Below are 23,503 nucleotides of genomic sequence, written 5' to 3' on the forward strand. Positions count from 1 at the left end.
TGCGGCTGGCGGCCGCGCGCGGAGATCCTCATCGAGTCTCCTGGTAGTGCCGCAGGAACAGTTCCTCGAGGGTGGGCGGTTGGCTGGTCAGCGCGCGCACGCCGGTGTGGGTCAGCGCGCGGAGGGCCTCGTCGAGGGCGGCGGTGTCGACGTCGAAGGAGACGTGGTTGCCGCGGACCTGCAGGTCGTGCACGCCTGCGAGGCCAGCGAGGCCGTTGGGCGGGCCGGTCAGCTCGGCGCTGATCGTCGTGCGGGTCAGGTGGCGCAGCTCGGCCAGCGTGCCGGTCTCCACCGTGCGGCCCTGCCGGATGATGCTCACCCGGTCGCACAGGGTCTCTACCTCGGCGAGGATGTGGCTGGACAGCAGCACGGTGCGGCCGCGGTCGCGCTCCTCGCCGACGCATTCCTGGAACACCGCCTCCATCAGCGGGTCCAGGCCGGAGGTCGGCTCGTCCAGCACCAGCAGCTCGACGTCGGAGGCGAGCGCGGCGACCAGCGCGACCTTCTGCCGGTTGCCCTTGGAGTAGGTGCGGCCCTTCTTGCGCGGATCGAGGTCGAAGCGCTCCAGCAGCTCGTCGCGGCGGCGCTTGTCCAGCCCGCCGCGCAGCCTGCCGAGCAGGTCGATGACCTCGCCGCCGGAGAGGTTCGGCCACAGCGAGACGTCGCCGGGCACGTAGGCGAGGCGGCGGTGCAGCGCCGTGGCGTCGCGCCACGGGTCGCCGCCGAGGACGCTCGCCCGGCCGGAGTCGGCGCGCAGCAGGCCCAGCAGCACCCGGATGGTCGTGGACTTCCCGGAGCCGTTCGGGCCGAGGAAGCCGTGCACCTCCCCGGCCCGCACCGTCAGGTCGAGGCCGTCCAGCGCGCGGGTCCGCCCGAACGTCTTGACCAGGCCGGACACGGAGATTGCGGTGTTCATGGTTCACAACCTACAGTGGATTCACGAATTTGTGAACGTTAGGAATCCGCTAATATCACCGCCGGAGGTGGGCAGTGACCGAGAAGGACCCGCAGGCGGTGGCCCGGTTCGTGGAGCGGTTCGCGCTCCTGCTGGCCGAGGGCGGCATGGCGCGGATGCCCGCGCGCGTGTTCGCCTGCCTGATGACCACCGACTCCGGCCGGATGACGGCCGCGGAGCTGGGGACGGCGCTGGGGGTGAGTCCGGCCGCGGTCTCGGGTGCCGTGCGCTACCTCGACCAGGTCGGCCTGGTGGCGAAGGGCCGCGAGCCGGGGGAGCGGCGCGACCACTACATGGTCAGCGAGAACAGCTGGATGGAGGCGTTCACCAACCGCGACAAGCTGCTCGACAACTGGACCACCGCGCTGCGCGAGGGCGTGGAGACGCTCGGCTCCGGCCCGGCCGCCGAGCGGCTGGACACCAGCCGCCGCTTCTTCGAGTTCCTGCAGCGCGAGATCGAGGCCATGCTGGACCGCTGGCGGGCGCAGGAGCGGCGCGACCGGGCCGGGTGAGGCTGTCGTACTGTCGGGCCATGACCACCCCTGGCGACACGGCCGCCACCCTGGCCGACGAGCTGACCACCCTGAAGTTCGGCGCCGAGCCGGTGTTCGCCACACTGCTCGGCGTTCCCGGCTACGACGAGCGGCTGGCCGATCCCAGCGCCGAGTCCGAGGCCCGCGTCCGCGCCGCCGCCGTCGACATCGCCAAGCGCGCCGCCGCCGTGACCGACGTCGACGGCCAGGACGCCGTCACCGTCAAGGTCGTCGCGCAGCAGGCCGAGGCTGTCGTCGACGCCATCGACGCGCGGCTCGCCGAGCACACCGTCACCGACCTGTTCGTCGGCCCGGCCGCCCGGCTGCTGTCGTTCCTGCCGATGGTCGTGCTCCCCGACGCCGAGCGCGCCACGTCGTACCTGGCCCGGCTCCGCGCCATCCCGGCCCACCTCGACGCGCACGCCCAGCGCCACCGCGAGGGCGTCGCCGCAGGCCGGGTCCCCGTGCGGCGGCTGGTGGACAACGCGGTCGCGCACCTGGACCGGTACCTGGCCGACGGGCCCGACCCGCTGCTGACCCAGGCCATGCCCGGCGAGGACCGCGGCTTCGAGGCCGAGCGCGAGCGCGTCGTCGCCGAGGTCGTGCGCCCGGCGTTCGCCCGCTACCGGCAGACGCTCGTCGACGAGATCGCCGCCCACGGCCGCCCGGACGACCGGCCCGGCCTGTGCGCGCTGCCCGACGGCGACGCCGCGTACGCGCGCATGGTCCGCGTGCACACCACCACCGACCGCACGCCGGACGAGCTGCACCAGACCGGCCTCGACATCATCGCGGGCCTGCGCGAGGAGTACGCCGAGCTGGGCGCGAAGGTCTTCGGCACGCGCGACCAGGCCGAGATCTTCCGCAGGCTCATCGAGGACCCCGCCCTGCGGTGGAGCAGCGCGGAGGAACTCCTCAACCACGCCCGCGCCTGCATCGAGCGCGCCGAGGCCGTGGCGCCGCAGTGGTTCGGCAGGCTGCCCAGCCAGCGCTGCCAGGTCGAGGCGGTCCCCGCCAACGAGGCCGCGGGCGCGCCCGCCGCGTACTACATGCAGCCCTCGATGGACGGGCTGCGGCCGGGCGTCTACTACGCCAACACCCACGAGGCCGAGAAGCGCGACCGGTTCCTGTCCGAGGTGACCGCCTTCCACGAGGCCGTGCCGGGGCACCACTTCCAGCTGACCATCGCGCTGGAGTTGGACCTGCCGCTGCTGCGGCGCATCGCCGACGTCAACGCCTACACCGAGGGCTGGGGCCTCTACACCGAGCGCCTCGCCGAGGAGATGGGCCTGTACTCCGACGACGTGGCGCGCATCGGCATGCTCGCCATGGACTCCATGCGCGCGGGCAGGCTCGTGGTCGACACCGGCTTGCACGCCAAGGGCTGGAGCCGCGAGCAGGCGGTGGCCTACCTGCGGGAGAACACCCCGCTCTCGGCGGTGGACATCAACGCCGAGGTCGACCGCTACATCGCCTACCCGGGCCAGGCGCTGTCGTACATGGTCGGCAGGCTGGAGATCCAGCGCATCCGGCGGGAGGCGGAGGCGCGGCTGGGCGAGCGGTTCGACATCCGCGGCTTCCACGACGTCGTGCTGGGCAACGGGATGCTGCCGCTGTCCGTGCTGGACGAGGTCGTGCGGGGCTGGCAGGGCTAGTCGACGGCGAGGCTGTCGATGATCGCCTGGACATCGGCGGCGGGCGGCGGGGCGGGCTCGTCCGGCCCGCCCGCCGTGTCCTGGACGTGGACCAGCAGCGCGATGCCGCGCTTGGTGGTCGCCGTGGCGTTGTCCAGGTCGACCGCCAGGACGGTCACCGTTCCCTCGGTGGCCTCGCAGTCGGGGTCGGCCGAGGGGATGGTGACCGGGAGCGTCATCACCAGTCCTGTGTGGCCGTCGTATTCGGTGATCTCGCCGTCGGTGGGCGCGGTGTCGGGGGCGGCGAGGAACCGCGCGGCGATCTCGGCGGCGAAGCGGTGTCCGGTCTCGCGCAGGTCCAGCCGCTTGTCCGATCTGCTCTGGACGGCCGCGCTGAAGACGACGGCGCGGCTGTACGCCTTCCCGCCGCAGTCGTAGCCGCCGTACGCGGCCGCTCCGGTGAACCGCACGCCCAGGATCTCCGGCGCCGAATCCGGCTCGGCGACCCAGCCCGACGGCAGCCGATAGGACAGCCGGGCGTCCGGATTGTCGATCACCACCGAATCGCCCGCCGGGCCTGCGCTGGTAGCCGTCGTCGAGGGCGTCGGAACCGCGACACCGGGTTCGCCACCGCCGTGCACGATCACAATTGCCACAACCGCGGCGACAATTGCGATGATCGCCAGGACGCCGAGTGTCGCGGGCAGCCGCGACGGCGGCTCCGTCACGGTTCGGTCTCGATCCGCCGCGCCCGGATCCTGGTGCCAGGCGGGCGGTTCCGGCTCCTGCGGCACCGTGTGCACGCCGTGACCCTAGCCCTTGCGACGCTGGTCGAGAGTCCCTTTCCTGAAGTTGCCCTCAGTGCCTCGTGGTCTGTTCGAGTGACCGTCTTGTGTGAATTCACCCCCCGATGTCCGGACCAATTCGGCTGATCAGTAGAGTGCGCCATCGCCGGATCGGCTGATCATTCCCCAGTTCGGGTGAGTTGATCATTTGGGCGGGCCAGTCGGGGCACTCAGACCGAGAGGACAGTCATGGGCAAGCTGGGTCGTGTTGGCGCCGCTGTCGCGGCGACCGCGCTTCTCATGGGTTTCGCCGCGCTCCCCGCGGCCGCTGAGGCCGCGAGCGGGCGGCTGGACAACAGCGAGGGCAAGAAGATCGAGGGCGAAGGCCTCAACATCAAGGGCAGCGACAAGAACCCGCACCAGGCGTCGCTGCTGCACCTCGACCTGAACGGTGGCGGCCACCTCAAGGTCTACTGCGTGGAGTTCCACGTCGGCGCTACCCAGCAGCGGGACATGATCGAGACCCCGTGGGACGCCTACCCCAACCCGGGCTCGCCCTTCCACGCGAACCGCGGCAAGATCAAGTGGATCCTGCACCACGGCTTCCCGGCGAAGTCGCTGCAGGAGCTGAACGCGCTCGACCTGGAGTGGGGCGAGGCGGGCCTGGAGCAGACCGAGGCCATCTCGGCCACCCAGGCGGCCATCTGGCACTTCAGCGACGGCGTCGAGCTCGACCGCGACGACGCGTCCGCCCGCGACGACGCCGAGCAGGACATCCTGGCGCTCTACGACTACCTGATCGCCAACGCCGAGGACCTGGGCGAGCAGCCGACCCCGGTGCTGGAGATCAACCCCGACGCGGTCGAGGGCAAGGCGGGCGAGGCGGTCGGCCCGTTCAAGGTGACCACCAACGGCGAGATCGCCGAGGTCCTCACCGACCTGCCCGAGGGCGTCGTGCTGACCACCAAGGACGGCACCGAGGTCACCGACGCGGCCCAGGTCGCCGACGGCGCCGAGCTGTTCGTCAAGGTCCCGGCGGACGCGGCGCCGGGCGAGGGCGGCTTCGCGCTGTCCACGCTGTCCAAGGTGGACATCGGTCGGCTGTTCGTGGTGGACGGCTACCACGAGAACGGCGAGGGCAGGGGCCCGGCGCAGTCGCTGATCGTGGCCGAGTCCGAGGAGACCGAGCTCGTGGCCGAGGCCGCCGTCAAGTGGGCGGAGGCGCCGGTCACCACGACCACGCCGACCACCACCACCGAGCCCGCGCCGTCCACGACGACCGAGGCCCCGGCGCCGAGCACCACCCCCGCGCCGCCGGTCCCCGGTGACGACCTGCCCGACACCGGCGCCAACATCCTGGTCCCGGTCCTGGTGGGCGTCGGCCTGCTGGGCGCGGGCGCGGGCGCGCTGATCTGGCAGCGCCGCCGCAAGACCGCCTGACCCGCACTCCACGCCGAGTCCCCCGTCCGGTTCCCCGGGCGGGGGACTCGGCCGTTTACGGTCTAGACCGTGACCGACCTGGCCGCCCCGCACTGGCTCCGTGGACTGCTCAGCCAGAACCCGGTCCCGATCCCGTGGAAGCGCGCGGCGCGCGCGGCCGTCGGGCTCGCCGGGCCCATCGCCGTGGGCCTGGCGCTCGGACACGGCGAGATCGGCGTGCTGGTGTCGATCGGCGCCCTGTGCGTCACCTTCGCCGACACCGACGGCCCCTACGCCCACCGCGCCCAGCGGATGGTCGCCGCCGCCGTGCTGGGCGCGATCGGCTATCTGATCGGCACCCACGTCCATCCGGCCTGGCTGGTGCTCGTGGCGGCCGCGTCGGCGTTCATCAGCGCGTCGGGCAGCACGGCGTCGGTGGCCGGGCTGCAGCTGCTCGTCTTCGCCACCGTGGGCACCGGCCAGCAGGCGGACCCGTGGCTGGCCACGGGCTGCTTCGCCGCGGGAGCGCTGTTCGCGGTGCTGCTGGCGCTGGCGGCGTGGCCGGTGCGCGGGGCGGCGGTGGAGCGCGAGGCCGTCGCCGAGGTGTACGAGGACCTGGCGGCGATGCTGGCGGCCAGCGGCACCGAACAGGCCAGGGTGGCCCGCCGCAGGCTCACCGCCGCCCTGGACCGCGCCTACGACGCGCTCCTGGAGGCGCGGTCGCGGCTCGCGGGCCGGGACTGGTCCTACCGCAGGCTGTTCGTCCTGCTGACGGAGACGACGCCGGTCATCGAGGCGGCTGTCGCCCTGGTCAACGCGGGCAGGCCCGCGCCGCCCACCGTGGTCGCGTACCTGTTCGACACCGCGCTGCGCATCCGCGTGCGCACGCCGCTGGCCGAGCCGCCCGACCCGCCGGAGGACGCCGGGCCCGCACTGCGGCAGCTGCACGCGGGCCTGTGCGCGGTCGCCGAGTTCCGGCGCAGCGGCGACGACACCGACCGGCGGGAGCGGGAGCGGCCGCTCGGCGAGCGCGCCCGCGAGTGGTGGGACACCGTCGCGCTCGGCGCGGTCACCTGGTCGCACGTGGCGCGGCTGGCCCTGTGCGTCGGGCTGGCCGTCGTCGCGGGCGAGGCGCTGCCGCTGGAGCACTCGTTCTGGGTGCCGCTGACCGTGGCCATCGTGCTCAAGCCCGACTTCGGCTCGGTGTTCGGCCGGGCGGTGCTGCGCGGCCTGGGCACCGCGGCCGGGGTGCTGCTCGGTGCGGCGCTGCTGGCCGCGGACCCGCCTGCCTGGCTGCTGGTGCCCATCGTGGCCGCGGTGGCGCTGTGCCTGCCGATCGGGCAGGTGCGCAACTACGGCATGTTCAGCACGTTCGTCACGCCGCTGGTGATCGTGCAGCTCGACCTGGCCAACGCGGGCGAGTGGAGCCTGGTCGGCGCGCGGCTGCTGGACACCGCGCTGGGCTGCGCGATCGTGCTCGTCTTCGGCTACCTGCTCTGGCCGGGCGCGCGCAAGCCCAGGGTCGGCTCCGACCTGGCCGACGCGCTCGACCTGCTCGCCGACTACCTCGCCGACGCCCTGGGCCCGCGGCCGACGCACCGCTCCGACCTGCGCCGCTCCGCCTACCGCGCGCTGGCCGACCTGCGGACGACGTTCCAGCAGGCGCTGGTCGAGCCGTTCCACGCGGGCAGGCAGGCCGCCGCCTGGTGGCCGGTGATCATGACGATGGAGCGGCTGACCGACGCCGTCACCGGCGCCGTGCTCGCCGCCGCCCGCGTCGGTCCCGCGGCCCCCGCGGACGTCGCCGCCCTGGCCGACGCGGTGCGCGACGCCGCGGCCGCCGTCCGCGAGCAGCGGGTGACCACGGCCCGCGACCTGCCTGCCGAGCCGCCGCTCGATCGGGTGTCCGCCGAGGTCCGCGCCGTGCGCGGGGTCCTGCGGGGCCCCGGTCTCGCCGAGTCGCGGGATCGGCCGGACTGAGTAGGTTCGGCCATTACGGCAGTGGGCTGTGCGGGACCCTTTGGGTACTCTGCCCAAGGGCTCGCCGAAGTGGAGGAGGATGCAGTGGGCATCGACTTCAACGAGCTGAAGAAGCGGGCCGAGGACCTCGCGGAGCAGCACGGCGACAAGATCGACAGCGCGGCCGAGAAGGCGGGCGAGTTCGCCAAGCGCAAGTTCGGCCACGACGAGCAGATCGACCAGGCCGTCGACCGGATCCAGCAGTGGACGCCGGAGAACCCCCGGCCCGACAACCCCGACACTCCCCAGCCAGGTAACGAGGCGTGACTCCAGAACAGATCCCCGCGGAGCGGGCGGCCGAGGCCGCCCGCTCCGGCAAACCCGTCGTCCACACCTGGCAGGGCGCCGACCCGGCCCGCCTGGAGTCCGTGCGCGTGCTCATGGGCGAGAACCGGCTGCGCGTCTACGGCCGCCTGGTCGCCGCCGCCGACCCGCACATCGGGACCGAGCCCTACAGCGCCTCCTTCGAGGCCTCCGTCGACAAGAGCGACGCCGCGGGCCGGGTGCTGCTGCGCACCACGACCGCCGAGCACGAGCGCCAGCTGTCCATCAGCCGCACCGAGGACGGCCTCTGGCTGGTCGACCACGACGGCACGTCCCAGCGCGCCGACTTCGACGGCTCGGTCACCGTGGACGTCGTCGGCGCGGTCACCTTCACCACCCTGCCGGTGCGCCACCTGCGCCTGCACCGCGAAGAGGGGGAGTTCGAGATCCCCGTGGTGTCGGTGTCCCTGCCCGACCTGGCGGTGTCGGTGGTCCGCCACGTCTACCGCACGGTCTCGCTGGACGACGACTCCGCCACGATCGACCTGACCCGCGGCGGCGCGACCTCCCGCATCCGCGTCGACCGCGACGGGATCGTCGTCGACTACCCGGGCGTCGCGTCCCGAATCTAGGCCAGCTCGAACGGCGTGTACGCCACGGCGAACGCCGAGCGGGCGTCCACGCCGACCGCGCGCACCTCGATGGAGTGCCTGCCCGCGGGCAGGGCCGTGGTGTCGATGGCGATCCGCCACGTGCCGCCGATGCCCGGGCCGTCGACCACCGTCGGGATGCCCGCGAGGCGGGTGCGGTCCAGCCGGACCTCCACGCCCGCGAGGCCCGCGAGCTCGCCGCCGATCTGCTGGCCGCCGACCGCGTCCAGGGTCATCTCGACCACCAGCCTGCCGCGCGGGGCGACCGCGCCCTCGGGCAGCGCCTCGCCCGCCGCGTCCAGCAGGACCGCGCCCGGGCGGGCCAGCGCGGGACGGGTGCGCTCCTGCGGCTCGACGTCCAGCGCGACCAGCGGCGGCGGGTCGCCGGGGCGCGGGGTCAGCTCCAGGTGCGCGGCGATGACCCGGGTGGCCGCGCGGCCGGGGTGGGCCGGGCCGCGCACCCGCAGCGGCAGCGTCTCGCCGTCGGCGCGCAGGATCAGCGCGTCGGCGGGCAGGTCGGCCACGACCGGGTAGCGCACGCCGCGGATCAGCGGCTGGCCGGGCACCGCGGGCCGGGCCGGGAACTCCTTCCCGCCGATCTCCACCGTGAACACGTCGTCGGCGCGCTCGTCCGGGGCGTTCTGCGGGACCAGGGTGAGCAGCAGCCTGCCGCCGGAGACGCCCTTGACGAGCGCGCCGCCGGACGGGGTCTGCGGCGAGCGGCTGGTCGAGACGACCTGGCCGGGGTCGAGCACGGGCGCGGGCACCAGCGCCGGGGTCGTGGTGGGGGCGCCGCGGAAGCCGACGAAGTCGACCGCCGCCCGCACCCCTGTGCGCCCGCCGGTGAGGCTGACCAGCGCCGTGGCCTCGCGCCAGGCCGGCACGACGTCGCCAGCGCCCACGACCAGGCCGTCGCGCAGCACGCGCACGCCGTCGGTGTGCAGGACAACCTCCCAGCGGGCGGTGACCCCGATCCCGGCGCGCGGCACCGTCGAGATGCGCACCGGCTCCCCCTTCCGGGGGGTTCCGGGCGCGACGAGCACCTGCGCGGTCGTGGCCTCGTCCGCGTGGGTCGCGATGCGCACCCGGATGGCCCCCGGCGGCAGCGCCTTGTCGTCCTGCGCCTTGCCGGGCCGCCCCGGGCGGCTGGTGGTGGGGCCGATCTGGTCGACCGGGCCGGGGACCAGGTCGAGCACCAGCTCGCCCGCGAGTCCCGGCTGGTCGGTGTCGACGACGAACCGGCCCAGCTCGCCGGGGCCGTCGCTGAGCCGAAGCGGCGTGCGCGCCGCCAGCGAGACCGGCTCGCTGCCGCACTGGGCGGTGATGACCAGCCTGCGCGCGTCGTCCCCGGTCCCGGGCACGGCGCTCCCGCAGCGGGAGACGCTGGTGAACCGCCAGCGGCCCGGGTGCGGCGCGGACTCGTCGAAGTCGTCGGAGAACGTCCAGCCCGTCTCGTCGGCGGCCGCCGGGGCGCCCTGGGCGATGGTGGCCAGGGACCGCTCGCCGTGCTTGCCGACGCTGCGCACCTCGACGGTGTACGGCAGGCCGTTCTCCAGCCCGTCGAGCTGGGTCGTCGGCTGGCCCACCAGCCGCGTCCGGTCCGCCCAGCGGACCTCGTAGCCGACGGCGTCCTCGACCGGCGCCCAGGCCAGCTTGAGCCGCTCCGGCCCGGGCGTCACCTCGACGCGCTCGGGCTGGACCGGCGCGCCCTCCGGCGCGGGCAGGAGCACGCCGTCGCCGGCGTAGGAGGCGACCGTGGTCTGCGGCGGCGGCACGGGCCGCGGCCCGCCGTCGGCGGCCTCCGGCTCCCGCAGCACGACCACCGCCACGCCGATGACCACCAGCGACGCGGCGACCGCCGCGACCCGGCGGACCCGACTCGGCGGGGACGGCTGGTGATCCACGGGGTCAAGGTAAGACCCGTGCGGCGTGTGTCACGGTTTCGTTGCCGACCCGCAATCTCCGGTTCTTTTCGGAGTATTGCCTCCGAGGTTATTCGCCGTCCGGGAGCTCTCCGACGGCGTGGTGGCCGTCCAGGCGGATGACGCGGCCGCCCGCCGCGCCGAGGTCGCGGAGGTCGGCGAGGGCGTCGGGCGCGTCCAGGTCGATGGTGACCGGGCTCGTGGGCTGGGCGCGGTGGGCCTCCAGGGCCGTGCGGCCCGAGTGGCCCGCGGTGATGGTGGCGCGGAGGCCGCCGGTCGAGGCGAGGGCGCCGCGGGCGGCGCCGAGGCGGCCGAGGGCGTCGTCGACGGCGTCGAGGAGGGCGGCGCGGTTGCCCTCGCACATGGCCACGACCAGCTCGGGCCGGGTGCCCGCGACCCGGGTGCCGTCGGTGAAGCTGCCCGCGGCCAGGGCCAGCGCCAGCGGGCCGCCGTCGGCGCCGCACGCGGCGAGCACGGCGGCGAGGATGTGCGGCAGGTGCGAGATCCGCCCGACGGCGTCGTCGTGCGCGGCCGCCGTCGCCGGGACGACGTGGGCGCCGCAGGACAGGGCCAGCCCGGCCACCTCGCGCCAGACCGAGGGGTCGGTGCCGTCGTCGACGGTGACGACCCAGGCGGCGCCGTGGAACAGGTCGGCGGCCCCCGCCGACCAGCCCGACTCCGAGCTGCCCGCCATGGGGTGTCCGCCGACGAACGGGTTGGGCGCGCGCCGGGAGAGCAGGTCGGCGACCGGGGCCTTCACGCTGGTGACGTCCGTGAGCGGGCAGTGCGGCGCCAGCTCGGCCACCCGGCGCGCCACCGACTCGACCGCGGGCAGCGGCACCGCGAGCACGATCAGCGCGTTCTCCTCGCCCGCGCGGCGCAGAGCCGTGTCGACGTCGCTGACCTCGAACCCGGCCGCGGCCGCATCGGCCGCGTCGGCCTCGGACGCGGTGGCCCCCCAGGCCCGCCGCCCGGTGGCGGCGACCGCCCGCAGCAGCGACCCGCCGATGAGGCCCAACCCGATCACACACACCGCGCGCATGTCTGAGGATCTTCCAGCATCGGGAAGACCCGGGCGCGTCCGGGCGTTGTCCACAGGCGTGTCTGGTATCTCCGTGCCGCTGTCCGTGCTCGACCTCGCCCCCGTCCCCAGCGGGTCCACCGAGACCGCCGCACTGCGCGACAGCCTCGAACTCGCCCGGGTGACCGAGGACCTCGGCTACCACCGGTTCTGGGTGGCCGAGCACCACAACATGCCGGGGATCGCCAGCTCGGCCCCCGCCGTGCTGCTCGCCCACGTCGCCATGGTGACCACGACCATGCGGATCGGCTCGGGCGGCGTGATGCTTCCCAACCACGCCCCGCTTGTCGTCGCGGAGCAGTTCGGGATGCTGGAGGCGCTGCACCCCGGCCGCGTCGACCTCGGTATCGGCCGCGCGCCCGGCACCGACCAGGCGACCGCCCGCGCCCTGCGCCGCACGACCGGGCCGCTGTCCGCCGACGACTTCCCGGAGCAGCTCGCCGAGCTCGTCGGGTACTTCACCGGCACCGGGCCGATCACCGCCGTGCCCGCCAAGGGCAACCAGCCCGCCGTGTGGCTGCTCGGCTCCAGCGGCTACAGCGCCCAGGTCGCGGGCGTGCTCGGCCTGCCGTTCGCCTTCGCCCACCACTTCAGCGCGGAGAACACGCTGCCCGCGCTCGCCCTCTACCGCGAGCGCTTCCGCCCGTCGGCCGTCCTCAGCGAGCCGTACGCGATGGTGGCCGCGTCCGTGGTCTGCGCCGACGACGACGCCACCGCCCGGGAACTGGCCCGCCCGGCCGCCCTGCAGTTCCTGCAGCTGCGCAAGGGCACGCCGGGCCGCGTGCCGACCCCGGAGGAGACCGCCGCCTACCCGTACACCGACCTGGACCTGGCGTTCATCGACGACCGCATGTCCACCCAGATCATCGGCGGGCCGGAGACCGTGCGGGCCGGGATCGCCGACCTGCTGGAGCGCACGGCCGCCGACGAGCTGATGATCACCACGAACGTCTTCGACCACGCCGACCGGCTGCGCAGCTACGAGCACGTCGCCAAGCTGCGTTAGAGGCAAAAGGGACCCCGCGCACCTGCCAGAGCCCACTTATCCTTGCTGCCTTCCGGCCCTGGGGAGGTTCATGGGATGCGCACCGCGCGGGGTCCGCCATCAGTGTACCGGGAGCCTCATGCGGCACTGCACGTGGCGGTCGGCGTGCCCGGGGTGCCGGAGCCGACGAAGCCGAACGTGGTGGACGCGCCCGCGCCCAGATTGCCGTTGTAGCTGACGTTGCGGGCGGTGATCGCGCCGCTGGTGCCGCTGGCCGTGGCGTTCCAGATCTGGGAGATCCGCTCGCCGCCGGTGAACGTCCAGCTCACGGCCCAGCCGCTGATCGGTCCGTCCGCGGTGACCCGCACCTCGGCCTGGAAGCCGCCGCCCCACTGGTTCACGATCCGGTAGGTCGCGGTGCAGCCGTCGCCGGGCGGCGGGCCGTCGTCGGTCGTGGTGGTCGTAGTCGTGGTGGTCGGCGTGGTGCCGCCCATGCCCGCGACCGCGCCGTCGTAGGCGGGCTTCTTCTGGTAGCTCTCGTTCCACACCAGGGCGGCGCCCTGGCCGGGGAAGACGTCCGGGATCCAGGAGAACTTGTCGGTGATGCCCCAGATCGTCACGCCCTTGCAGCGGGTGACGGCCCAGCAGGCCGCGAACGACTTCTGGTAGTCGGCCTTCTGGGTGGCCAGCTTCTGGGCGTCCGACGGCGTCTGCATGCGGATGTCCAGCTCGGTGATCGCCACGTCGACGCCGAGGTCGGCGAAGCGCTGCAGGTTCTGCCGGAAGTCGCCGGGCACCTGATTGATGATCAGGTGCGCCTGGAAGCCCACGCCGTCGATCGGCACGCCCTGCTGCTTGAACTGGCGCACCAGGTTGTAGATCGCGGTGCTCTTGGCGTTGATCGCGTCGGTGCTGTAGTCGTTGATGTAGAGCTTGGCGCTCGGGTCCGCCGCGCGGGCGGCGCGGAAGGCGTCGGCGATGTAGGAGTCGCCCAGCTTCTGCTGCCAGAACGACTGGCGTCGGCTGCCGTCGTCGTTGAACGCCTCGTTCACCACGTCCCAGTGCGCGATGCGGCCCTTGTAGCGGGTCATCACCGTGGTGATGTGGTCGACCATCACCTGGCGCAGCTCGGTCGCGGACAGGTTCTGCACCCAGGACGGGGTCTGGCTGTGCCAGACCAGCGTGTGCCCGCGCACCATTTGGCCGGTGGCCTCGGCGCGCTGCATGATCCGGTCGGCCTGCGCCCAGTTGTACTGCCCGCGCGAGGGCTGCAGCGCGTCCCACTTCATGGCGTTTTCCGCGGTCACCGAATTGAATTCGGTGTCGAGGATCGTGCCGTAACTGCCGTCGGTGTACCTATTCGGGTCGACGGCCGTCCCCACATAGCGGCCCGATGACTCGGCGACGCCGCCGAGGCCTGCCGCCGCGGCACTGGTACCCGGCGCGGCCAGGGTGAGCAGGGCGGCCGCGGTGGCCGCGACGCTGGCGACACCGGTGGCGGCCGCCCAGCGCTTGTCGACGAACTTCCGGAAAGACACGAGTTTCTCCTAGTTCCGCACGAACAACATTGTCAAGCGGAGCGTGGAGCCGCCCATCGCCCTGGCCGGCTGGTCCCATCCCACAGTTTCGAAAATTCGCGATTAATTGTCGAAACCAAGGGGATAATATCGGACTGGGAGCGCTTCCGGAAGATTACTCGGGCTTGCGGCGGTCGAGTTCGGCCGCCTGCTCGGGCGTGGGCGCGGTGCCGCCGAGGTGGGCGGGCAGCCACCAGCGGTCGTCCTCGCCGGACGGCTGGTCGGGGTAGTCGCGCTGGATCGTGTCCAGGAGGGCGGTCAGCCGGGACCGCAGGTCCTTCGTGAGGATGTCCATGTCGTCGTCCACAGTGGGGCGCGTCGGCTCGCCCGTCAGGATCGTGATGGGCACGTGCCGCTTGGTCAGCTCGCGCTTGCGGCCCTTGGTCCACATGCGCTGCGTGCCCCAGAGCGCCATCGGGATCAGCGGGACGCCCGCCTCCGCGGCCATCCGCACCGCGCCGGACTTGATGTCCTTGACGGTGAACGAGCGGCTGATCGTCGCCTCGGGGAACACCCCGACGACCTCGCCCGCGCGCAGCGCGTCAACGGCGGCCTGATAGGACTGCGCGCCCGCCGCCCGGTCGACGGAGATGTGGTGCATCCCGCGCATGAGCGGACCGGCCACCCGGTTCGCGAAGATCTCCCGCTTGGCCATGAACCGCACCAGGCGGCGGGCAGGCTGCGCGCCCAGCCCGCAGAACAGGAAGTCCAGGTAGCTGACGTGGTTGCAGGCGATGACCGCCCCGCCCGAGGTCGGGATGTGCTCCGCCCCGCGCACGTCGAGCCGCAGGTCCAGCAGGCGGAAGGCGGTCTTGGCGGCGAGGACGACGGGCGGGTAGACCAGCTCGGCCACAGGCACTCCACGGTTGTCGGCAAGTGCCCGAACTGTCCATCACCCGCCGTCCCCGCGCAACGTGATGCGCGTCCGGGTCAGCCGATGACGCGGATCTGGTCGGCCTGCGGGCCCTTGGGGCCCTGCACGACCTCGAACTCCACTCGCTGGTTCTCCTCGAGGCTGCGGTACCCGGTCGCCTGGATGGCGGAGAAGTGCGCGAACACGTCCGGGCCGTTGTCCTGTTGGATGAAGCCGAAGCCCTTTTCGGCGTTGAACCACTTGACCGTTCCAGTTGCCACGTTCTCTTCCTTCGCTTCGGCAGTGACGCCGCCAACACTATGGGAACACTCTGACACTTGTTCTCCGGCCGTGCCGGATTCAGCCTCGGGAGTTGCCCTGGGATCATGCGCGCCGCCACCGTGACGGGGTGGAGCCGACGATCTCGCGCAGCACCGCCGTGGCCGCCGACGCCGCCGCCGTGTGGGCGCTCGTGACCGACCTGCCCAGGATGGACCGCTTCAGCCCGGAGAACGTCGGCGGCCGCTGGCTCGACCCGGGCCCCGCGGTGGGCGCCCGGTTCCGGGGCACCAACCGCAACGGCGCCCGCGAGTGGTGGACCCGCGTGCGGGTCGTGGAGTGCGACCCGCCCCGCAGGTTCACCTTCGACGTGCGGACCCCGTTCGGGATCCGCGTCTCCCGCTGGTCCTACGAGATCACCCCGACCGAGCACGGGTGCGTGCTGACCGAGCACTGGTTCCGCGTGGGCAGCTGGTTCATCCGCCGCGTCATGGGCCCGAAGGTGACCGGGAGGCAGGACCGGCCCGGCTTCAACACCGAGTCGATCGAGCACACCCTGGCCGCGGTGAAGGCCCACGCGGAACTCACGGCGTGAACGCCTGGACGGCCGCGTTCTTCACCGCGTCGGAGACCACCGCGGCGCTGCCGAAGATGTCGATGTTCGCCGTGGCCGGGTCGCCGTCCATGCCGGGCGCCTTGCCCGCGGTCCGCTCCAGGAAGGCGCGGGTCTCCGCGGGCAGCACCGTGTCCTGGGCCAGCAGCAGCGGCTCGCCGTAGACCGCGAGCGTGGGCGTGCCCGCCAGCGCGTCGGGGAAGTTCATCCCGTTGGCGATGCCGACGCCCTCGCCGCGCAGCGCGCCGTCGACGACGTACTGCCCGGCGACCAGCGCGGCGGTCTCGAAGCGGTTCCGGCCGACGAACCGGTCGGTCAGGCTGCCCGCGCCGAAGGCGTTGGCGGCGGCGGTGTCGGCGGCGCGGCCCGCGGTCGCGAGGGTCCATGCGCCGAACTGGGTCCTGCGCTGGCGCATGAAGGTGGCGGTCGTCGCGGGCATCACCGAGTCGTTGGTGAACATGAGCGCCCAGGTCTCCTCGCCCTGGCGGTTGATCGCGGCGGCCAGGCTGCCCGCTGCCAGCGCGTCGGGGAAGTTCATCCCGGTGGTGACGAAGAACCTGCTGGTGTCGGGCAGCTCGTCGGCGATCTTGATCGCGGTCTCGAACCGGTTGGCTCCCGCGAGCCGCTTGGTCGCGTAGCCCAGCTGCTTGATCGCGCTCTCGACCCCGGCGGACAGCGACGCCGTGCTGCCGAGCAGGTAGACGGTGCCGCCGGACGGCAGCACGCGCAGGATCTCCTCGCGCACCTCCGTGCGCAGCGCGGTCGGGGTGGTCAGCAGCAGCGGGGCGCCGAGGTGGCCTGCCAGCGGGCCGCCCGCGAGCGCGTCGGGGAAGTCGTCGCCTCGGGCGAGGACGACCGCCTTGGCCAGGTACGGCTCCTTGGCGTCCGCCGTCGCGGCGTCCGCCCACGTGCCCCGCGAGACGCACACGGCCGTCGTGTACCGGTCCCGGCCCGCGTAGCGCAGCGCCGTGGTCGTGCCGACCTTGTCCGCGGTCCGGCAGGTGTCGTCGACGGCCGCGGCCGCGGTCCCCGCGCCCGCCGCGACCCCGCCCGCGAGCACCGCGGCGGTGGCGGCGCAGGCCGCGAGCGCGCGGAAGTGTCGATAGCGCATGGTGTTCCTGTTTCCCTTCAGAGCAGGAGCGCCGGGCGAGTCGTCCGCGACTCACCCGGCGCCACTGGTCGTGCGTCAGTTGTTTACGAGAAGGCGATCAGCGCTTCGGTCGCGACGGAGCGGGACACGACGGCCTCGCTGCCGAGCACGTCGAGGAACGCGGCGGGCTGGCCGGTCTCCGGGTCGACGACCTCACCGGCGTGGCTCTGCAGGAACACCTTGGTCGCCGAGGGCAGCGCGGTGTCGGTCGACAGCAGCAGCGGCTGCGAGTAGTTCATCAGCATGCTGGTGCCCGCCAGGGCGTCGGGGAAGTTCATCCCGTTGGCCAGGCCGACGCCCGCGCCCCGCAGCCCCTCGGCGTCCTGGAACAGGGACTCGGCGATGACGGCCGCGGTCTCGAAGCGGTTCTTGCCGACGAAGGAGTCCACGACCTGCGGGGGGTAGGCGCTGCGGACCGCCTGGTCGCCGGAGAGGCCTGCGGTCATCAGCAGCAGCTCGTTGCCGTGCTCGGCCGCGCGCGCGTCGATGAAGTTCATCGTGCTCGTGGGCATCCTGCTGTCGACGGTGAACAGCATGGCGATCGGCTTCTGCCCGGCCTGGGTCGCGCCGAGGGTGTAGTTGGCGGCGTAGGTGCCCGCGGCCAGCGCGTCCGGGAAGTTCATGCCGGTGGTGACGAAGAACAGGTTCGTCGAGCGCATCTCCTGGGCGATGCGGATCGCCGTGCCGAAGCGGTCGGAGCCCGCGAGGCGCTTGGTGGCGTAGCCCGCGGCGCGGAGCTCGCTGTTGATGCCGTCGGACAGCGACGCCGTGCTGCCGAGCAGGTACACCGTGCCGCCGGGGGCGAGCACGCGCGAGATCTCGGTCTTGACGTTGGGCAGCAGCCGGGTCGGGACGGTCAGCAGCAGCGGGCCGTCGACGTATCCGGCGAGCGGGCCGCCCGCGAGCGCGTCGGGGAAGGCGTCACCGCGGGCGAGCACCACGGCCTTGGCCTTCAGCACACCCTCGGTGGGGTCGTTGTGGTCCGACCAGGTCCAGTAGGAGGCGCAGGCCGCGGTCTCGTACCGGTTCGCCCCGGCGTAGCGGAGCATGGTCACCCCGTCGCCGTTGGTGCGGGTCCGGCAGTTCTCCGGCGCGACCGCGGCCGCACGGGTGTCGAGGCGGCGCGCGTCGACGCGCGCCGCGCGGTCGGCGGTCTTCCCCAGGACGTCGGCGCGCTCGGCCTTGCTCGGGGCGGTGGGCGCGGTCTCCGCGGCGGCGGTCCCCGCGGCCGTGCCGCCGAAGACCAGGGCGGCCGCCAGGACGGCCATGCCGACACGGGCCACGCGGGGGCGTCGGGTGGGAGTGATGTGCACGGGTTCCTTTCCCCAGAGTCGATTTCACGGGCGGTTCGAGCAGCCCCCGACTGCTCGCCCCGCGAAGCCGGCCACAGTCTGCAAGACAACGCCCGGGATGACCAGAGCTTTGACCATCCGGCGGCCGGATCTCCGCCGTTTCTCCATGATGTGACGACGACGACAGGAACATCGCGCACCGACCACCCGTGGTGAACCGCCCCCCGGACGTCCGGTACCCTCTCCGGCGGAGGATTCGCATAGTGGCCTAGTGCGCACGATTGGAAATCGTGTTGGGTGTTAAAGCCCTCGCGGGTTCAAATCCCGCATCCTCCGCCACCGAGACGCCGGTCAGCAGACCGGCGTCTCGGCGTTTACCCGGCCACCCTCGGCCGGGCGGGCAGCAGGTCGGCGTGGTCGGCCGCGGCTTGGCCCGCGCCCCACCCGGTCGGGCTGCTGACCGCGCTGCGCCGGGTGCGCACGCCGGGGAAGAGCGCGGCGTAGGTCTCCTCGACGACCTGGTGGCGGCGGGCCAGCACGGGCAGGGCGCGCGCGTCGGTCGCCGTGGCGGTGGCCAGGTCGAGCCGGGTGCGGATGCGGTGGGCGTACCCGGCGAGGAAAGCGTTGCGGTAGGCGCGGGTGCGGCCCGGCGCGGTGGACAGCGCGCGGGTGGCCTGCACGCCCAGCGACGCCGACAGCACGGCGACGATCTCCAGGTCGGTCTCGTGGCCGACCAGCACCACGCAGCCCAGTCGGGGGTAGAACACCGAGCGGCAGCGGTTGGCCTCGGCGACGGCGTCGACCAGTTGGGCCTTCGCGGTCACATACGGGCGGGTGAGCCAGATGCGGCTCGCGGCGGCGCGCTGCGGGCGGGCGTCCATCGCCGCCTCCTCGAAGGCGTGCCGCGCCATCAGCTCCTGCGCCTTGGCCGAGAGCGCCTCGGCCTCCTGGGGGTACGCGGTGGACTCGGCCTTGGCCAGCAACGCCCTCACCCTGGCCAGCACGCGCGCGTCCACACCGCCCTCGGCGAGCGGGCCGGGACGGCCGGGCGGGGGCAGCAGGGCGGGCAGCGCGGGCAGGCCCGCGAACTCGGCGAGCACGTCCACCAGCCGGTCGAGCGCGTCGGCCAGGGAGAGGCCCGCGCGCTCGGCCCACTGCGGCAGGTGCGGCTCCCCGCGCCGCCACCACACCTCGGCCGCGGCGCGCGACTCGGCGGCCCAGCGCGGGTGCAGGTGCGCGGCCGGGTGGCGGGCGGTGTCGGCGGCGACGGCGTCGAGCGCGAGGTCGGCGAGATGGCGCGGGACGGCGGCGGCGACGTCGGCGGGCGTCCAGCCGCGCTCCCACAGCTCGGTCAGCGCCTTCGTCAGCGCGGCGGCCGCCGCTGCCCCGACGACGGCCGGGCCGAGGTCGGCGAGCTCGCGCACCCCAGCCGCCCCGCCGCGCGCCCTGACCTGGGCGGACCCGATGAGCCGGGCGGCGACCACCGCAGCCGAGACTCGATCATGTGTTCGCATGCGGACATCATGCCGGGTCGGCACGACAGTTATCGACCATCCGTTCGAACGAGACCGCCCGCCGCCCCGGTCGGGGGCGGCGGGCGGTGCGGACGCCTCAGTCCTCGTCGGCCGCGTGGTCCGGCGTGCCCGGGTTCGGGTCGCGGGACAGGTCGATCAGCGGGTGCACCTCGGCGCCCTCGGGCGCGCGGTGCTTGCCCGGGCGGTCGTCGTCCGACACGTGTTTCCTCCACACACTCCAGCGGGCTCCCCCGAGCCCGGTCAGGCGGAGGCTACCCCCGGTGACCCCGCACCCACCTCTCGATGCCGTCCGCGGTGATGGGGAGTGCGGCGGAGATCACCTCGTGCCCGTCGGCGGTGACCACCAGGTCGTCCTCGATGCGCACGCCGATGCCGCGCAGCTCCGGCGGCACGGTCAGGTCGTTCGGGTGGAAGTAGAGGCCCGGCTCGACGGTCAGCGCCATGCCCGGCTCCAGCTTCGCCTCGTGATAGGCCTCCGCCCGGGACGCGGCGCAGTCGTGGACGTCCAGGCCGAGGTAGTGGCCGACGCCGCAGACGATGTAGCGGCGGTGGTGCTGCCCGTCGGGGTCGAGCGCCTTCTCCACGGAGGCGGGCAGCAGGCCCCAGTCGTGCAGCCCCTCGGCCAGCACGCGCATGGCGGTGTGGTGGAACGCGCGGTAGTCCGCGCCGGGGCGGACCTCCGCCATCGCCTTGACGTGGGCGTCGTGCACGAGGTCGTACACCTGGCGCTGCGCGGCGGAGAATTCGCCGTTGACCGGGAAGGTGCGGGTGACGTCGGCGGTGTAGAGGGTGTCCAGCTCCACGCCCGCGTCGAGCAGCAGCAGGCCGTCCTCGGGCACCGGCCCGTCACAGCGCGTCCAGTGCAGCACGGGCGCGTGCGGCCCCGCGGCGACGATGGAGGCGTAGCCCGGCCCGTTGCCCGCGGTGCGCGCCCGCCGGTCGAAGGTGCCCTGCAGCCACCGCTCCCCACCGCCGCGGACGGCGGTGTCGAGCTCGCGCGCGACATCGGCGAAACCCAGGATGGTGGCGTCGACGGCGGCCTTGAGCTGGCCGATCTCCCAGTCGTCCTTGATCCGGCGCAGCTCGGCCAGGGTGGTCCGCAACTCGGCGCTGTGCGCGTCGACGTGGGCGTCGAGCAGCGGGTCGACACCCTTGGCGGCCAGCACGGCGGGCAGGCGGCCGCGCAGCGAGCGCGCCAGCCCCTCCAGCGGCAGGCAGACCAGGCCCAGCGCGGCCGACCACTCGGCCAGCCCGGGCGCGGCCCCGATCCACAACTCGCCGTCCCGGGCGTTGGCGAAGAAGTCGGGCTCGTCCGGCCCAGCGGGTTCCCGCAGGTGCAACACGGCGTCGTGGCCGTCGCCGACGGGGTGCATGACGAGGATCGCGCCCTCGGCGTAACAGCCGGTCAACCACGCGAAGTCGCTGTCGGCGCGGAAGAGGTAGTCGGTGTCGTTGGACCGCACGGGCGCCCGCCCCGCGGCGATGGCGATCCGCTTCCCCGGAAACGCCCGCGACAACCGCTCCCGATGCGCGGCCGCCGCCTCAGCCGCCCCCGCCACCGCCCGAACCGCCCGATCGGCAGGCCCCCAGTCGTCGCGCACGAAGTCCCTGAATCCCTGTGCTGCCACCAAATTCGACGGATCACGTCGAGCCGGGCGGTCGCTCATGCCCACTCCTCACCTGGTCGGTAGACCCCCAGGGTAGAAGGCCCCCCGATACACGAGCCCCGACGGCCTCGCACGCCTTTCACGAAAGATCGCCAACCCGGGTGGACTTACCGCCCCCCGTGTCTCCACCCGCCCCTTCCCCCCTGAACCCGAAACGTTCAGGGAGGCCCCCATGCTCACCACTCTGCCCACCCCCACCTCACACGCCAACCACCCCGCCCGACCCGCACAGCCCGCCCAACCTGAGCCCGCCCCGCTGCCGGAGCCCGCGCGACCGCAATGCACCGCGCTATCGGAGCAGCCCGCGCGACCCCAGCCCACCCCACTGCCAGCCCCCACCGAATACCCCGAAAGCCCCGCGCTCCCCAACCACACCCCGCCACCGATCGGCCCCACGTCCCCCGCCGCGCGCCGCCCCCATTTCCTGCGCCGCTGCCCGCCCCCACACCATCACCTCACCCGCCTGGTGACGGCCCTCGTCGAGACCATGGCAGGCCGTCGAGGCCCCAACCAACTAGCCCCCCACCTCACCTACCCCGCCCAAACCGCCCTCCGCGTCCTCCCCCGCCAACCCCGAACCCTCCGCCTCCGCTCAGTCCACGTCTGCCAAGTCCACCCCACCGCCGTGGAGGTGGCCGCCACCCTCGACACCCCCACCCGCGCCAAGGCCCTCGCCGCCCGCCTCGAACACACCACCAGGGGCTGGCAAGTCACCGCCCTCCACCTCATCGGCGGCTAATGCCGCACTCCCCGGCTCCGGGCTCGCACGCAGGGAGCACGCGTCCGGCCGGGTGCGGGGACTGGCCCACGTGCGCGCACGACACTCATCGGAACGGATACCCAGGTTGATTCAGCGGCGAGGGCGCGGCGGTCAGGCGGAAGAAGACAGAACGCCGGTTACCTGAGGCAGGCAACCGGCGTTCTGGTCGTTCGAGAGCGGTGGCGGTGGGATTTGAACCCACGGACGGGGGTTGCCCGTCACGCGCTTTCGAGGCGCGCTCCTTCGGCCGCTCGGACACGCCACCGCCGATGAGGGTACCGAACGGGGTTTCGAGGGCCGTGGGTGGGTTACCGGTGGAACCGGTCCTTCATGTCCCGGACCGCGCCGGTGGCTCGGTCGCGCAGGGTGTGGCCTGCTTCCTTGATCTCGCCGCTGGTCTGGTCGGCCTTGCCGGAGGCCTCCATGTCGCGGTTGTCGGTGGCGTGGCCCAGCTTCTCCTTGGCGTGGCCCAGCATCTGCTCGGCCTTGTCCTTGGCCTTGTCGAACATGCTCATGGTGCACTTCCTTCCCTCGGTTGAGGGGTGTCCAACTCGGCCACGCAGACCACTTCAATGTGACTCAAATCACATCAAAGAAATCGATCAGCAGGGCCGCGCACTCCTCCGCCAGGACGCCGCCCTCGACCTCGGGGCGGTGGGGGAGGCGGCGGTCGCGGACGACGTCCCAGAGGGAGCCGACGGCGCCCGTCTTGGGCTCCCATGCGCCGAAGACCAATCGGGAGACCCGGGCCAGGACCAGCGCGCCCGCGCACATCGTGCAGGGCTCGACGGTTACCGCGAGGGTGCAGCCCGTCAGCCGCCAGCCGTCGCCGTGGACGGCGGCGGCCGCGCGCAGGGCGAGGACCTCCGCGTGGGCGGTGGGGTCGCCCGTGGCCTCACGGGCGTTGCAGGCCGAGGACAGGACGCGGCCGTCCGCGTCCACCACGACCGCGCCGATCGGGACGTCGCCGGTCAGCGGGGCCTTCCTGGCCGCGTCGAGCGCCAGTCGGACCAGGTCGGCGGACCTCACTGCAGGATGGTGTCGAGGTGCTTGGCGAACTCGTCGGCGAAGCCGAGCCGCTGGGCGATCATCTGCAGCTGCTCGTCGGGGTAGAGGTCCATCTCGTCCACGATGACCTGCATCTCCGCGGCGGGCAGGCCCAGGTCGGCGAGCAGGTCGAGGGAGCCCTCCGGCCAGACGTCGTCGACGTCGTCGGGCGGTTCGACGCGCAGCAGGTCGAGGGTGTCGGCGGCGATGTCGTAGTCCAGCGCGGCGGCGGCGTCCGACAGCAGCAGGGCGACCCCGCCGGGACTCGGGCGCAGCACGATGAAGAACTCGTCGTCCACGGCGAGCAGTCCGAAGACCGCCCCGGTGGACCGGATCCGGCGCAGCTCGGTGATCGCCGCGTCCAGTTCGCGCAGGGCGGCGTCGTCCATCGCCGCGCAGCGCCACCGCCCGTCCTCGCGGATGACGGCGACCCCGAACCCCGGCACCTGCTCGGCCATGAGGCACACGGTATTCCGCCCGGGG

General features: G+C 73.3%; 24 protein-coding genes, 2 tRNA genes and 1 other RNA gene. 10 read left to right on the forward strand and 17 right to left on the reverse strand.

The genetic code is table 11. The features are described from left to right. Positions 1 to 28: 28 nt before the first annotated feature. A complete protein-coding gene (locus Actkin_RS01030; protein ID WP_189208853.1) occupies positions 29 to 916 on the reverse strand; it encodes an ABC transporter ATP-binding protein in 888 nt (295 codons plus the stop codon). Between the two features lie 74 nt (positions 917 to 990). Between Actkin_RS01030 and Actkin_RS01035 the strand changes: the two genes are divergently transcribed. Together Actkin_RS01035 and Actkin_RS01040 are read left to right on the forward strand one after the other, a co-directional pair. Then, entirely contained in the window at positions 991 to 1,467 is a 477-nt protein-coding gene (locus Actkin_RS01035; protein ID WP_229786543.1) for a GbsR/MarR family transcriptional regulator, read from the forward strand. Between the two features lie 20 nt (positions 1,468 to 1,487). Further along, the gene (locus Actkin_RS01040) at positions 1,488 to 3,143 is read left to right on the forward strand and encodes a DUF885 domain-containing protein (RefSeq protein WP_258905509.1); all 1,656 of its coding nucleotides are present in this window, start codon (positions 1,488 to 1,490) and stop codon (positions 3,141 to 3,143) included. Here the strand turns inward: Actkin_RS01040 and Actkin_RS01045 are convergent. Beyond that, positions 3,140 to 3,850: a DUF8017 domain-containing protein gene (locus tag Actkin_RS01045; RefSeq protein ID WP_258905512.1), complete on the reverse strand. Its 711-nt coding sequence runs from the start codon at positions 3,848 to 3,850 to the stop codon at positions 3,140 to 3,142. The two genes, Actkin_RS01040 and Actkin_RS01045, sit on opposite strands and share 4 nt — an antisense overlap. 306 nt (positions 3,851 to 4,156) lie before the next feature. Here Actkin_RS01045 and Actkin_RS01050 point away from each other — a divergent pair, with 306 nt between their 5' ends. The 4 genes from Actkin_RS01050 to Actkin_RS01065 all read left to right on the forward strand — a co-directional run bounded on the left by Actkin_RS01050 (position 4,157) and on the right by Actkin_RS01065 (position 8,241). Next, positions 4,157 to 5,347 carry a thioester domain-containing protein gene (locus tag Actkin_RS01050; RefSeq protein WP_258905513.1) on the forward strand — a complete coding sequence of 397 codons (1,191 nt, stop codon included), beginning with the start codon at positions 4,157 to 4,159 and terminating at the stop codon, positions 5,345 to 5,347. Between the two features lie 69 nt (positions 5,348 to 5,416). Further along, on the forward strand, positions 5,417 to 7,306 hold the full coding sequence (locus Actkin_RS01055) for an FUSC family protein (RefSeq protein ID WP_258905514.1): 1,890 nt from the start codon (positions 5,417 to 5,419) through the stop codon (positions 7,304 to 7,306). Between the two features lie 84 nt (positions 7,307 to 7,390). Next, the gene (locus Actkin_RS01060; protein WP_258905515.1) at positions 7,391 to 7,612 is read left to right on the forward strand and encodes an antitoxin; all 222 of its coding nucleotides are present in this window, start codon (positions 7,391 to 7,393) and stop codon (positions 7,610 to 7,612) included. Beyond that, positions 7,609 to 8,241, forward strand: a complete 633-nt coding sequence (locus tag Actkin_RS01065; protein WP_258905516.1) for a putative glycolipid-binding domain-containing protein — start codon at positions 7,609 to 7,611, stop codon at positions 8,239 to 8,241. Before Actkin_RS01060 ends, Actkin_RS01065 begins: the two co-directional genes overlap by 4 nt. On the opposite strand, the gene Actkin_RS01070 is transcribed toward Actkin_RS01065, so the two are convergent. Continuing rightward, a complete protein-coding gene (locus Actkin_RS01070; RefSeq protein ID WP_258905517.1) occupies positions 8,238 to 10,163 on the reverse strand; it encodes a fibronectin type III domain-containing protein in 1,926 nt (641 codons plus the stop codon). The two genes, Actkin_RS01065 and Actkin_RS01070, sit on opposite strands and share 4 nt — an antisense overlap. A gap of 88 nt (positions 10,164 to 10,251) precedes the next feature. After that, positions 10,252 to 11,223, reverse strand: coding sequence for a prephenate dehydrogenase (locus tag Actkin_RS01075; RefSeq protein ID WP_258905519.1), 972 nt, complete (start codon positions 11,221 to 11,223; stop codon positions 10,252 to 10,254). Positions 11,224 to 11,281: 58 nt separating this feature from the next. Here Actkin_RS01075 and Actkin_RS01080 point away from each other — a divergent pair, with 58 nt between their 5' ends. Continuing rightward, positions 11,282 to 12,268, forward strand: a complete 987-nt coding sequence (locus Actkin_RS01080; protein ID WP_229786538.1) for an LLM class flavin-dependent oxidoreductase — start codon at positions 11,282 to 11,284, stop codon at positions 12,266 to 12,268. 3 nt (positions 12,269 to 12,271) lie between these two features. On the opposite strand, the gene ffs is transcribed toward Actkin_RS01080, so the two are convergent. The 4 genes from ffs to Actkin_RS01100 form a co-directional block, all read right to left on the reverse strand. After that, positions 12,272 to 12,366: signal recognition particle sRNA small type (gene ffs, locus Actkin_RS01085), an RNA gene on the reverse strand. 18 nt (positions 12,367 to 12,384) lie between these two features. Then, positions 12,385 to 13,785 carry a glycoside hydrolase family 10 protein gene (locus Actkin_RS01090; RefSeq protein WP_258905523.1) on the reverse strand — a complete coding sequence of 467 codons (1,401 nt, stop codon included), beginning with the start codon at positions 13,783 to 13,785 and terminating at the stop codon, positions 12,385 to 12,387. A 154-nt stretch (positions 13,786 to 13,939) separates the two neighbouring features. Further along, on the reverse strand, positions 13,940 to 14,677 hold the full coding sequence (locus Actkin_RS01095; RefSeq protein ID WP_189208843.1) for a lysophospholipid acyltransferase family protein: 738 nt from the start codon (positions 14,675 to 14,677) through the stop codon (positions 13,940 to 13,942). Positions 14,678 to 14,754: 77 nt separating this feature from the next. After that, positions 14,755 to 14,958: a cold-shock protein gene (locus tag Actkin_RS01100; protein ID WP_189208842.1), complete on the reverse strand. Its 204-nt coding sequence runs from the start codon at positions 14,956 to 14,958 to the stop codon at positions 14,755 to 14,757. Positions 14,959 to 15,086: 128 nt separating this feature from the next. Here Actkin_RS01100 and Actkin_RS01105 point away from each other — a divergent pair, with 128 nt between their 5' ends. Next, a complete protein-coding gene (locus Actkin_RS01105; protein WP_189208841.1) occupies positions 15,087 to 15,551 on the forward strand; it encodes an SRPBCC family protein in 465 nt (154 codons plus the stop codon). Here Actkin_RS01105 and Actkin_RS01110 read toward each other — a convergent pair. Together Actkin_RS01110 and Actkin_RS01115 are read right to left on the reverse strand one after the other, a co-directional pair. Next, on the reverse strand, positions 15,541 to 16,680 hold the full coding sequence (locus tag Actkin_RS01110; RefSeq protein ID WP_258905524.1) for a cell wall-binding repeat-containing protein: 1,140 nt from the start codon (positions 16,678 to 16,680) through the stop codon (positions 15,541 to 15,543). The two genes, Actkin_RS01105 and Actkin_RS01110, sit on opposite strands and share 11 nt — an antisense overlap. Before the next feature lie 83 nt (positions 16,681 to 16,763). Continuing rightward, positions 16,764 to 17,987, reverse strand: coding sequence for a cell wall-binding repeat-containing protein (locus tag Actkin_RS01115; protein ID WP_258905525.1), 1,224 nt, complete (start codon positions 17,985 to 17,987; stop codon positions 16,764 to 16,766). 273 nt (positions 17,988 to 18,260) lie between these two features. Between Actkin_RS01115 and Actkin_RS01120 the strand changes: the two genes are divergently transcribed. After that, positions 18,261 to 18,350, forward strand: a tRNA-Ser gene (locus Actkin_RS01120). A gap of 35 nt (positions 18,351 to 18,385) precedes the next feature. Here Actkin_RS01120 and Actkin_RS01125 read toward each other — a convergent pair. The 3 genes from Actkin_RS01125 to Actkin_RS01135 all read right to left on the reverse strand — a co-directional run bounded on the left by Actkin_RS01125 (position 18,386) and on the right by Actkin_RS01135 (position 21,147). Next, positions 18,386 to 19,525, reverse strand: coding sequence for a DUF2786 domain-containing protein (locus tag Actkin_RS01125; protein WP_189208838.1), 1,140 nt, complete (start codon positions 19,523 to 19,525; stop codon positions 18,386 to 18,388). Between the two features lie 97 nt (positions 19,526 to 19,622). After that, positions 19,623 to 19,745, reverse strand: coding sequence for a hypothetical protein (locus Actkin_RS01130; RefSeq protein ID WP_258905526.1), 123 nt, complete (start codon positions 19,743 to 19,745; stop codon positions 19,623 to 19,625). Positions 19,746 to 19,797: 52 nt separating this feature from the next. Next, positions 19,798 to 21,147: an aminopeptidase P family protein gene (locus tag Actkin_RS01135; RefSeq protein ID WP_396122924.1), complete on the reverse strand. Its 1,350-nt coding sequence runs from the start codon at positions 21,145 to 21,147 to the stop codon at positions 19,798 to 19,800. 238 nt (positions 21,148 to 21,385) lie between these two features. On the opposite strand from Actkin_RS01135, the gene Actkin_RS01140 reads away from it, so the two are divergent. After that, on the forward strand, positions 21,386 to 21,952 hold the full coding sequence (locus Actkin_RS01140; RefSeq protein ID WP_258905528.1) for an Rv3235 family protein: 567 nt from the start codon (positions 21,386 to 21,388) through the stop codon (positions 21,950 to 21,952). 198 nt (positions 21,953 to 22,150) lie between these two features. On the opposite strand, the gene Actkin_RS01145 is transcribed toward Actkin_RS01140, so the two are convergent. The 4 genes from Actkin_RS01145 to Actkin_RS01160 form a co-directional block, all read right to left on the reverse strand. After that, positions 22,151 to 22,238 (reverse strand) — tRNA-Ser (locus Actkin_RS01145). A gap of 43 nt (positions 22,239 to 22,281) precedes the next feature. Continuing rightward, positions 22,282 to 22,488 carry a CsbD family protein gene (locus tag Actkin_RS01150; protein ID WP_189208836.1) on the reverse strand — a complete coding sequence of 69 codons (207 nt, stop codon included), beginning with the start codon at positions 22,486 to 22,488 and terminating at the stop codon, positions 22,282 to 22,284. 64 nt (positions 22,489 to 22,552) lie between these two features. Next, on the reverse strand, positions 22,553 to 23,002 hold the full coding sequence (locus Actkin_RS01155; protein ID WP_258905529.1) for a nucleoside deaminase: 450 nt from the start codon (positions 23,000 to 23,002) through the stop codon (positions 22,553 to 22,555). Continuing rightward, positions 22,999 to 23,478 carry a tRNA adenosine deaminase-associated protein gene (locus Actkin_RS01160; RefSeq protein ID WP_189208834.1) on the reverse strand — a complete coding sequence of 160 codons (480 nt, stop codon included), beginning with the start codon at positions 23,476 to 23,478 and terminating at the stop codon, positions 22,999 to 23,001. Before Actkin_RS01160 ends, Actkin_RS01155 begins: the two co-directional genes overlap by 4 nt. Positions 23,479 to 23,503: the final 25 nt, after the last annotated feature.

It is taken from the genome of Actinokineospora sp. UTMC 2448, from assembly GCF_024760565.1.
In the GTDB taxonomy this organism is placed as follows: Bacteria; Actinomycetota; Actinomycetes; order Mycobacteriales; family Pseudonocardiaceae; genus Actinokineospora; species Actinokineospora fastidiosa.